General features: G+C 71.8%; 9 protein-coding genes. 8 read left to right on the top strand and 1 reads right to left on the bottom strand.

The window, feature by feature from the left end:
• Window positions 1–12: 12 nt before the first annotated feature.
• Both DEJ04_RS06110 and DEJ04_RS06115 read left to right on the top strand, forming a co-directional pair.
• A complete protein-coding gene (locus DEJ04_RS06110) occupies window positions 13–5,484 on the top strand; it encodes a discoidin domain-containing protein (protein ID WP_111046532.1) in 5,472 nt (1,823 codons plus the stop codon).
• Between the two features lie 33 nt (window positions 5,485–5,517).
• Window positions 5,518–6,264: an NADPH-dependent F420 reductase gene (locus DEJ04_RS06115; protein ID WP_111046533.1), complete on the top strand. Its 747-nt coding sequence runs from the start codon at window positions 5,518–5,520 to the stop codon at window positions 6,262–6,264.
• Here DEJ04_RS06115 and DEJ04_RS06120 read toward each other — a convergent pair.
• Entirely contained in the window at window positions 6,261–6,644 is a 384-nt protein-coding gene (locus DEJ04_RS06120) for a helix-turn-helix transcriptional regulator (RefSeq protein WP_111046534.1), read from the bottom strand. The genes DEJ04_RS06115 and DEJ04_RS06120 overlap by 4 nt on opposite strands.
• Before the next feature lie 89 nt (window positions 6,645–6,733).
• Here DEJ04_RS06120 and DEJ04_RS06125 point away from each other — a divergent pair, with 89 nt between their 5' ends.
• The 6 genes from DEJ04_RS06125 (at window position 6,734) to DEJ04_RS06150 (ending at window position 10,826) form a co-directional block, all read left to right on the top strand.
• Entirely contained in the window at window positions 6,734–7,333 is a 600-nt protein-coding gene (locus DEJ04_RS06125) for a type 1 glutamine amidotransferase domain-containing protein (protein ID WP_220035548.1), read from the top strand.
• Window positions 7,326–8,273, top strand: a complete 948-nt coding sequence (locus DEJ04_RS06130; protein WP_111046536.1) for an SDR family NAD(P)-dependent oxidoreductase — start codon at window positions 7,326–7,328, stop codon at window positions 8,271–8,273. Before DEJ04_RS06125 ends, DEJ04_RS06130 begins: the two co-directional genes overlap by 8 nt.
• 82 nt (window positions 8,274–8,355) lie before the next feature.
• Entirely contained in the window at window positions 8,356–9,315 is a 960-nt protein-coding gene (locus DEJ04_RS06135) for an alpha/beta hydrolase (RefSeq protein WP_111030389.1), read from the top strand.
• Window positions 9,308–9,799 (top strand): nuclear transport factor 2 family protein, encoded by a 492-nt coding sequence (locus DEJ04_RS06140; protein WP_181433040.1) that lies wholly within the window; start codon window positions 9,308–9,310, stop codon window positions 9,797–9,799. Before DEJ04_RS06135 ends, DEJ04_RS06140 begins: the two co-directional genes overlap by 8 nt.
• A gap of 60 nt (window positions 9,800–9,859) precedes the next feature.
• Complete coding sequence (locus DEJ04_RS06145) at window positions 9,860–10,216, top strand: nuclear transport factor 2 family protein (protein ID WP_244993449.1); 357 nt, start codon at window positions 9,860–9,862, stop codon at window positions 10,214–10,216.
• A gap of 94 nt (window positions 10,217–10,310) precedes the next feature.
• Window positions 10,311–10,826, top strand: coding sequence for a MarR family winged helix-turn-helix transcriptional regulator (locus tag DEJ04_RS06150; RefSeq protein WP_111030391.1), 516 nt, complete (start codon window positions 10,311–10,313; stop codon window positions 10,824–10,826).
• Window positions 10,827–10,845 lie beyond the last annotated feature (19 nt).

Genomic DNA, 10,845 nt, shown 5'->3' on the forward strand with positions numbered 1-10,845 from the left:
ACAGGAGTCCCGGTGACCTCACCGCGTCCCGCCGTCCGTCCCAGGTCGTTCCGCCGAGCGGCCGTCAGCGCCACCGCCGGCGCACTGACCGCCGCCACGCTGCTGGCGTTCGCCGTCACCCCGGCGCACGCCGCGACCTCGGACATCCCGCGCTCACCGGCCGATCCGACCGCTGCGGTGGCCGCACCACAGGAACAGCCTGGAGGCTCGTCCCGCGTCGGCCCGGCCGCGGACGGCGTGCAGGTGGGTTCCGGCTCCTACGCGCCGGCCCCGCCGGACGAGATCACGGACATCGCCGACGTGCGGAAGACGCTGGACCAGCGGCTGTACATCGACCCGTCGAAGGCCGGCGAGCCGGTGCCGACGAACCAGTGGTGGACGGACCTGCTGGTCAGCAAGTACTCCGGCGACATGTGGGCGTACCCGTTCGTCTCGTCGAACAGTGCCGCGGGCACGAAGCTCACGATCCCGACGCGGTGGAACAGCGACGGCACGGCGATGCGCCTGGAGTCCCCCGTGACGGTGGGCGGGACGGTGGAGCCGACCCCCGACGCGAGCGACCGCACCCTCGCCGACTTCGAGGACGGCCTGCCCGACGGCTGGACCGCGACCGGTGACGCCTTCACCGCCACCGCCACCGGGACGGCCGTCGGGCAGAGCGCGGTCTCCGGGCGGCTCGGCGGACGCTTCCTGAACTCGTTCAGCGACGAGGACGGCGACGGCGCGACCGGCACGCTCACGTCGCCGGCGTTCACGATCGACCGTTCGACCCTGGCGTTCCTGGTCGGCGGTGGCCGGCACCCCGACCACGAAGCCGTGCAGCTCCTGGTCGACGGCGACGTCGTGGCGAGCAGCACCGGGACGGACAGCGAACAGCTGCGCTGGGACAGCTGGGACGTCTCCGCCCACCGAGGGCAGTCCGCGCAGCTGCGGATCGTCGATGACCTGCGTGCCGGGTGGGCACACGTGCTGGTCGACCAGGTCCTGCTCACCGACGCCCCGGACGGCCTCGCTGACCGCTTCGCGACCACGTTCCGGGCGAAGCAGGCCGATGCGCTCCGCTGGGGCGACTGGAACGTCAGCTGGCGGATGCCGCAGGACGGCCCGGGCGGGCAGTACATGGACGTCACGAGCGTGCAGGGTTCGCCGTACGAGTGGTTCGAGTTCCACGGCATGACCCCGCGCCTCACCCTGCAGGACGGTGCCGAGATCACCGATGGGGACGGCGAACCGCTCGACCTGCCGGTGACGACGGACCGGTTCGAGATCCGCCAGGACGGCCACGTCTTCGGCGTGCACGCCCCCGACGGGACGACCTTCACCCGTGTCGGGAACGCGCTGGAGGCCTCATCCGGCACGCCCTACCTGGTGCTCAGCGCGGTGCCCGAGCAGGGGCTGTCCCTCGATGACCTGCACCGCACCGCTTTCGCGGTCCCCCGTGACACGACGATGACGTACTCGTACGACCCGGCGGCGGCGAACGTCCGCCAGCAGTGGTCGATCCGCACCGACACGCTGCAGGGCGACGACCACGACACCGTGCAGGGCTGGCTGCAGCACCAGTACGCCGACGCCACCACGAACCTGCGCTTCACCGGCGCCACCTACGAGACCCCGCGCGGCACCATGCGGACCACCGTCGGCCACGACGGCTGGACCCTGGACTACGCGTTCACGGGCATCACGCCGATCGGTGCCACGCCCGAGGCGGTCGGGGACGACCCGTACTCCGAGCGGGTCATGCGCGAGTACCTGCACGACTACGCCGCGAAGACGACGTACGGCGGGGACACCTACTGGGGCGGCAAGGACGTCCTGCAGCTCGCCGAGTACATGACCATCGCGCGGCAGATCGGTGCCACCGAGGACGCCCGGACGCTGCAGGACACCCTCGAGCGCGCCCTGACCGACTGGTACACGTACACGGACGGCGAAGCGGAGCACTTCTTCGCGATGTACCCGACGTGGAAGGCCCTGATCGGGTTCGCCGACTCGTACGGGTCGGCCCAGTTCAACGACAATCACTTCCACTACGGGTACTTCGCCGTCGCGACCGCCATGCTCGGCCGGGTCGACCACGAGTGGGCCGCGAAGTACCAGGGCATGGCGACACTCGTCGCGAAGCAGTACGCGAACTGGGACCGCGACGACGCCCGGTTCCCGCACATGCGCACGTTCGGCGTCTGGGAGGGCCGGTCGAACGCCGGCGGTGTGTCGTCACCCGGCGGCAACAACCAGGAGTCGTCGTCCGAGGCGATCCAGTCCGAGGCGGGGCTCTTCCTGCTCGGCTCGGTCCTCGGCGACGAGGAGATGCAGGCCGCCGGTGCGGTGCAGTACGTCACCGAGCGCGCGGCCGTCCGCGACTACTGGCAGAACGTCCGCGGCAACCCCGCCTCGGCGTCGTACGACGGCAACGGCGCGTTCCCGGACGAGTACGAGCACGGGCAGGCGGGGATCCTGTTCGACTCCGGGCAGGCCCACGCCACGTACTTCTCCGGCGACCCCGCCTGGATCTCCGGCATCCAGTGGATGCCGATCGCCCCGTGGTTCGACTACTTCGGCTGGGACCCGGGCTTCTCGAAGGCCCTGATGCGCGAGATGATGGCCGCCCGCCCGGAGTCCATCGGGCAGGCCGGCGTCACCGACGGCAACGCGGCACGCATCCAGATGCTCACGAAGAAGTGGTGGGGCGTCGGCAGCTACGGCGACGTGAAGATCACCCGCGACCGCCCGGCCGCGATCGGTGAGCTGCAGGACGCGATCCGCGCGGTCGAGACGAACCACCCCGGGTACATCACCCGGCGAACCGCGGCGAACCCGCTGTACGTCCCGGCCACCGACACCTTGCTGGTGAGCGTGGAGGACGACGGACGGGTGGTGTTCCCGGACCGGTACTGGACGCCGGAGAACCTGCCCGACTCGCTGGTGCCCACTGAGCTCGACGGTCCCACCGCCGACCGGAAGCCCCAGGACTGGCCGACGCCGTCCCCGCTGATGCCGTTCCTGGTGGACGACTTCCGCGCCGACACCGCAACCATCGACCAGCTGTACGGCGTCGACCTCACCGACCACACCCCGGGCGAGGACACCGAGCACGCCGCACGGGTGTTCAGCGGCATGGGTGACGCCCTCGGCAACGTCGTGCTCGGGTTCCTCGGGCAGTACGACCCGGACACCTACGCCGACGTGCACGCCGCACTGTGGGCCGCCGACGACCCGGCCGTGACCGGACAGTCGATGGCTGGCCTCGTCTACCACCAGGCGATGTCGAACCGGACCGTCGGCACCGAGGTCACCGACCGGCACACCTCGGACCCGCTCAGCCAGGTGTTCCGCGCACCGGACGGCACGATCAGCTACGTGCTCGACAACCCCGACACCGTGCAGCACACGTACGACGTCTACGAGGGCACCGAGGTGATCGGCCAGATCGCGGTCCCGGCGCAGACCCAGATCACGTCGCACCTGGACGCGCGGCTCACCGAGGTGGTCGTCAGTACCGAGGGGGCCCCGAAGACGATCGTCCCCGGTGCGACCACGACCTTCACCGCCACCGGCTACGACCAGTACGGCGCCACCGTCGCGCTGGACGACGTCACCTGGTCGACCGACACCGGCACGATCAGCGCCGACGGCGTCCACCGTGCATCGCAGCGTGCGGAGCGAGCGACCGTCACCGCCACGATCGGCGGCGTGCACGGGTCGTACGCCTTCCGGGTCGCACCGGCACCGGTCCTCACCGGGTTCGACGTCACGCCCGGCTTCGACCGGCTCGTCGTCGGGACGCCACAGCGGTTCCGTGCCGCCGGCCACGACCAGTACGGCGACCCGGCGGCCCTGCCCGCCGACGTCACCTGGTCGTTCACCGGTGCCGGAAGCGCCGGGACCGACGGCACCGTGACGACCACCGCCGCGGGCTCCGGGTACGTCGTCGCGACCGGTGGCGGTGTCGAGGGCTCGGCGGTCGTCGCCTCGGTGACGTCGATCCCCGACGCCGCAGCGGGTGCCGACGTCGACGCGAGCTCCTCGGACGGCGGGAACGTCGCCGGGAAGGCCGTCGACGGGGACCGCAGCACCCGGTGGGAGAGCGCGCACGGTGTGGACGAGGTCGACTACACGATCGACCTCGGGCGACTGACCGACATCGGCACCGTGCGGGTGGACTGGGAGAACGCCGCCGCCGCACGGTACGTGCTGCAGGTCCGGGACACCGCCGACGGCCCCTGGCGCGACGTGCGGACCGTCGACAAGACAACGGCCGACATGGACACGGTGCCCGTGGGCGAGACCGCCCGGTTCGTGCGCCTGCACCTGACTGACCGCCTCACCGGGTACGGGTACTCCATCTGGGAGGTGCACGTGTCCGGCACCCCGGCGGCCTCGACCGTCGACGTCGAGGACGTCCTCGTCGCGCCGCGCACCGCGACCGTCCGCACCGGTGACACGGTCCGGATGGCGGCCTACGGGTTCGACCGCCACGGGTTCGGCGGGCGGCTCGCCGCGGACCGCCCGGAGTGGGCCGTCGACGGCGGCGGAAGTGTCGAACCGGACGGCGTCGTCACCGCAGCGACCGAGGGCGGCGTGACCGCGACGGTCACGGCCACCGTGCCAGGAGCATCCGGGACGGCCACCGTCACGACCCTCGCCGAGGCGACCGACGGTGACGACGACGGCGGAACGGCACCCGCCCGCTCTCGTGACGTGGCCGCCGGCAAGCCCGTCACCACCTCGTCGGACGAGCGCGGCGACCTGTCCGGCGGCAACGCGGTGGACGGCGACGACCGGACCCGGTGGGCCAGCGCAGCACGCGACGGTGAGTGGTTGGCGGTCGACCTCGGGCAGGTCGTGCCGATCGACCAGGTGCAGCTCGACTGGGAGGCCGCGTGGGCCGAGGCCTACCGCGTCCAGGTCCGCGACGACGAAGACGCCCCCTGGCGGACCGTCGCGGAAGAAGCCCACGGGACCGGCGGCGAGGTGACCCACCGGCTGGAGGGCGACGACGTCACCGGCCGCTGGGTCCGGGTCGTCGCGGACCGCCGGCACACCGCGTTCGGCGTCTCGCTCTGGGCGCTCCGCGTCACCTCGACGCAGGGCGAACCGACGCCGGACCTGGCACGACGGGCGACCGTGTCGTCATCGGCCGACGAGGGCGACGGCGTGCCCGCGCACAACGCCGTGGACGGCGACCCGGGATCGCGCTGGGCGAGCGGGCACACCGACGACCAGTGGCTCGCCGTCGACCTCGGCGCACCGCACCGCCTGCACGGCGCGGTGCTCCGGTGGGAGGACGCCTTCGGACGCTCCTACCGGATCGAGGCGCGGAACGCGGGCGACGACGGGTGGACGACGCTCGCCACCGAGACCGACGGTGACGGCGGGACCGACCGGCACGCCCTGGACGGCTCGTGGCGGTACGTCCGCGTGCACGGTGTCGAACGGGCGACCCCGTACGGCTACTCGCTGTACGACCTCGAGATCCGGTAGCCGGGGCAGCACCCGTCGGACGACGCCGCCGCGGTGCGGTTACGTCGTCCGACGGATGCCCCCGACCGGCCGGACCACGGATCCTGGCGGGACACCACCCGCACCACGTCAGGAGCACGGACCATGACCAGCACCCCCCTCGAGACCCTCGGCATCATCGGCGCCGGCAACGTCGGCGCGCAGATCGCCCGCCGCGCGATCGCCGTCGGTCTCGACGTCGTCCTCGCGAACTCCCGCGGGCCCGAGACGCTCGAGTCCCTGATCGACGAGCTCTCCCCCGGTGCCGGAGCAGCCACCGTCGCCGACGCCGCCCGGGCCGGTGACGTGGTCGTCGTCTCGATCCCGATCAACGGCTACCGGGACCTGCCGGCCGAGGCGTTCGCGGGCAAGGTCGTCGTCGACACCGGCAACTACTACCCGGAGTTCTTCGGACCGGTGGACGAGCTCGAGCAGGGCGCGGTGCCGACCACCTCCGAGCTGCTCCAGCAGTCGCTGCCGGATGCTCGCGTCATCAAGGCGTTCAACAACCTCGGCGCCGCCGACGTCACCACGGACGGGTCCCCCGCCGGAACGCCGGGGCGCCGAGCCCTGACCGTCGCCGGGGACGATGCGGACGCGAAGGCCGTCGTCACCGAGCTGCTCGACCGGTTCGGGTTCGACGTGGTCGACGTGGGACCGCTGAGCGAGGGCTGGCGGTACGAACGCGACCAGCCGGCGTACGGCGTGCGGCATGACCGGGCCGGCATGACCGCCGCTCTGGCGGCAGCGGCTCGCCGCTAGCCCGCCGCCGTCACCCCGGGCGCCGCCTGCGCCTCGGGGTCGTCCCGCACCGCAGCCGCGACGAGGGTGTCGAGCAGCCCGGGCCAGCGCGCCTCGAGCGCGTCCCGGCGCAGCTGCACGGCGTGCTCGCGTCCCGTCACACGGGTCCGGGTCAGTCCGGACTCGCGCAGCACCTTGAAGTGGTGCGAGAGCGTCGTCTTGTGGATGTCGAGTCGGTAGTCGGTGAGGTTGCACGGGTGGTAGTCGCCGTCCGACAGTCGCTCGATGATCACGAGTCGCGCGGGGTCACCGGCCGCCCGGAGCACCCGAACGAGTTCGAGGTCGTCGACGTCGGGCAGCGGGAAGGGGTCGTGCCCGACCTTCGACTCTTCGTTTGACATGCATCAAACCTATCAGGAATGATCTCAATGGTTTGATGCTTGTCAAACAAAGCCGAGGCAACGACCTCGGAACCGAAGGAGTGACCACCGTGCCCACCACCACCGACCCCCGCGTCACCGACAACCGTGCCGCGATCCGCGCCGACCGACCGCCCATCGGCCGCATCGCGATCGTCACCGCGGACCGCGTCGAGGACGTCGAGTTCTTCTACCCCTACTACCGGTTCGTCGAGGCCGGCTACGACGTCGACGTCCTGACGCCCGACGGCGGGACCGTCACCGGGTACGTCGGCCTGTCCCTGCGGACCGGGCTGCAGCGCGTCGCGGACGCCACCGCCGAGCACTACGACGCGGTCTTCATCCCCGGCGGCCTGGCCCCGGCCGAGGTCCGGACCGTCCCCGAGGCCCTGGCGTTCCTCCGGGACTTCGCCGCCACGGGCCGACTCATCGGTGCCGTGTGCCACGGACCCCAGGTCCTGGCCTCCGCCGGGCTGGTCGACGGACGCAGCCTGACGTCCTGGCGCGAGGTCGCCGACGAGGTCCATGCGGCCGGCGGCACCTGGATCGACGAGCCGGTCGTCGAGGACGGCCAGTTCGTCACCGCCCGGAAGCCCGGCGACATGCCGCAGCAGCTGGCCCGGATCCTCGAGCGGCTCGCCACGGCACGGACGGAACGCGACGATGTCTGATCCCGTCCGCACCCCCTTCTCCGCGTCCGCCACCGCGGCCGACGTCCTCGCCGACGTGGACCTGCACGGCCGCCGGTACCTGGTGACCGGCGGCGCCTCCGGCATCGGCGCGGAGACCGCCCGCGCCCTCGCCGGTGCCGGAGCCGAGGTCGTCGTCGGGGTGCGCGACACGGCCCGCGCGGACGCGGCGTTCGCCGACCTGGAGGCCCGTGGCCTGGTCGTGCCACGTGCGCTCGACCTCAGCGACCTCGGTTCCGTGCGCCGGTTCACGGACGCGTGGCAGGGCACGGTCGACGGGGTGGTCGCCAACGCCGGCGTGATGGCCCTGCCCGAGAAGCAACTCGCGGCATCGGGTTGGGAGATGCAGCTCGCGACGAACCACCTCGGCCACTTCGCCCTGCTGCTCGGGTTGCGGGAACACCTGTTCGCCGCCGGGTCCGCCCGGGTGGTGACGGTGAGCTCGACCGCGCACCTGCGCTCCCCGTTCCACTTCGAGGACCCGCACTTCGCCGTGCGTCCGTACGACCGGTGGACCGCCTACGCGCAGTCGAAGACGGCCGACGTGCTCCTCGCGGTGGGCGTCGCGGACCGCTGGGCGGAGCACGGCGTCACCGCGAACGCGGTCATGCCCGGCTGGATCAGGACCCGGCTGCAGCGCCACCTCGACGACGCGACGCTCCGGGCGATGGGCGCACTCGACGACGACGGCAACCGGATCGAGCAGCCGTTCTTCAAGACCGCGGCGCAGGGCGCGGCGACGTCGGCACTGCTGGTCGCCTCCCCTCTGGTCGCCGGCGTGACCGGGCGGTACTTCGAGGACAACCAGGAGTCGCCCGTGCTCGACGACGGCACCGGCCACGACCGCGGGGTGGCGCGGTACGCGCTGGACCACGGTGACGCGGAGCGGCTCTGGACGCTGGGTTCCGGATACGTCACCTGACGGATGCTGCCGGGACGGGCCTCCTGTCAGCGTGGAGCACGCCACGCACCATCCGTCACCAGCGATCCACGAGGAGCCCACCATGACCGGAAACCCGAAGCACATCGCCCTGGAGCCCGCCGCCCAGGAGTTCGTCGACGCGACGTCGAACCCGCCGTTCCTGAACGACCTGCCGCCCGCCGAGGGACGCAAGGCGGTCGACTCCGTGCAGGACTCCCCGATCTTCAAGCCCGAGGTCGACGAGGAGTGGCTGGAGATCGAGGGCGGTCCCACCGGCACCGTGAAGATCCGCCTGGTCAAGCCGGCCGGCACCACCGCGAACCTGCCCGTGATCCTGTACGTGCACGGTGCCGGCTGGGTCTTCGGCGACGCCCACACCCACGACCGCCTGGTGCGCGACCTCGCCATCGGGTCGAACGCCGCCGTCGTGTTCCCGGAGTACGACCGCTCCCCCGAGGTCGGCCACCCGGTCGCGCTCGAGCAGTCCTACGCCGCAGCCCAGTGGGTCGTCAAGGAGGGCGGCGAGAAGGGGTTGGACGCCTCGCGCTTCGCGGTCTCGGGCGACTCGGTCGGCGGCAACATGGCGATCGCCCTGGCGCTCCTCGCCGCCGAGCGCGGGGACGTCGAGTTCGTGAAGCTCGTCGCCTTCTACCCGGTGACGAACGCCGCGTTCGACACCGGCTCGTACGAGGAGTTCGCCGAGGGCTACTTCCTCACCCGTGCCGGCATGCAGTGGTACTGGGACCAGTACACGACCGACGAGGCCGTGCGCGCCCTGCCCACGGTGTCGCCGCTCCGCGCACCGCTCGAGGTGCTCGCGACGCTGCCCGACACCCTCGTCATCACCGGTGAGGCCGACGTGCTCCGCGACGAGGGCGAGGCCTTCGCGGCACGCCTGCGCGAAGCCGGCGTCAAGGCGACGAACGCCCGCTTCGGCGGTATCGTCCACGACTTCGTGATGGTGAACGCACTGCACGACACCGAGGCCGCGAAGCACGCGCTGATGCTCGCCACCGCGTCGCTCCGTGCCGCCCTTGCCTGAGCAGGAGCGTGCCCGCGCGAGCACCCCGGAGACGCTCGAGACGCTCGTCGCGCGCGAGGAGATCCGGACGCTGCTGGCGACCTACGCCCGCGGGGCCGACCGACGCGACGCCGTGCTCGAGGCGTCCGTGTTCACCGAGGACGGGGTCGTCGTGTTGTACGAGGGCGACCCCTCCTCGCACGAGCCGGTCGACACGATCCACGGTCGAGCGCACCTGGCCGAGACGTTCGCCGGACTGATCGCCCGGTACGACGTGACGACGTACCTCAACGGCCAGTCCACGATCCGGTTCACGGGGCCCGACACCGCCGACGGCGAGACGTACTGCGTCGCGTTCCACGTCCTGCACGACGGCGGCGAGCGGGTGCTCCTGACGATGTCCATCCGCTACCTCGACCGGTTCGTCCGGGTCGAGGGCGCGTGGGCGATCGCCCACCGGGACCTCGTCTTCGACTGGACCGACCGGTCCCCGTCGCACACGTGACTGAGACCGCCACCGCACACCGACACCGACCACCGACCACCGACCACCGACGGAGACACCATGTCGCAACCGCTCGAATCGCTCATGCACGCCAACCTGTTCGAGGTGTTCGGGGAACGCGACCCGGACCGCCGCCGCGCCGCCATCGAGCGGACCTACGCCCCCGACGTCGAGTTCCTGGACCCCGACGAGGTCGTCACCGGCCACGACGCCCTGCACACCAAGGCGCAGCGCCTGCTCGACGAGGCTCCCGGTTTCGTGTTCTCGCCGGCCGGCCCGGTCTACGAGAACCACGGGATGGGGTACCTCGCCTGGCACTTCGGACCGGAGGGAGCGCCGCCCGTCGTGTCCGGGATGGACATCTGCTTCGTCGAGGGTGACCGCATCGCGAAGGTCTACACGCTGCTGACCAGCTGAATCCACCCGCAGACGCCCGACCCGCCGCAGTGTCACGCACCCTGCGATGATGGTCGGGCGTCTGGACGGTGGGCGAGGCAGGAGGACACGGGCGATGTCGATGCAGCACGAGGTGCCCCCGGAGTCCCCGTACGCCTACATGAGCGCCGAGCAGGTGCGGACCTGGTACGCCTACATGAAGCTCCAGCTGCGCCTGCGGTACGAGATGAACCGGCAGTTGCGCGCCGACAGCGACATCTCGCTCGCCGACTACGACGTCCTCGTCGCCCTCACGAGCGAGCCGGGCGGCGAGATGACGATGTCGGCCCTGGCGACCCGCATCGGGTGGGAGCGCAGCCGTGCCTCGCACCACGCGAAACGCATGGCCGAACGCGGGTTCCTCGAACTCCGTCGGAGCGAGCACGACCGGCGCACCACCGCCGTCGCCCTGACCGACACGGGCTGGCGGACGCTCCGCGAAGCCACGCCGCGCCACACCGAACTCGTCAAGGACATGTTCTTCAGCGACCTGCGCGAGGACGAGCTGGCGGGCTTCGCCGACGTGCTCGAGCGCGTGTACGAGTCAGTGCTCGAGCACGGCACCCTGCCCCGACCGGCCGACCACCCCTAGCTCCGCTTGCCCTCACGCA

Origin of the sequence: Curtobacterium sp. MCLR17_044, assembly GCF_003234435.1 — a bacterium.
GTDB lineage: Bacteria > Actinomycetota > Actinomycetes > Actinomycetales > Microbacteriaceae > Curtobacterium > Curtobacterium flaccumfaciens.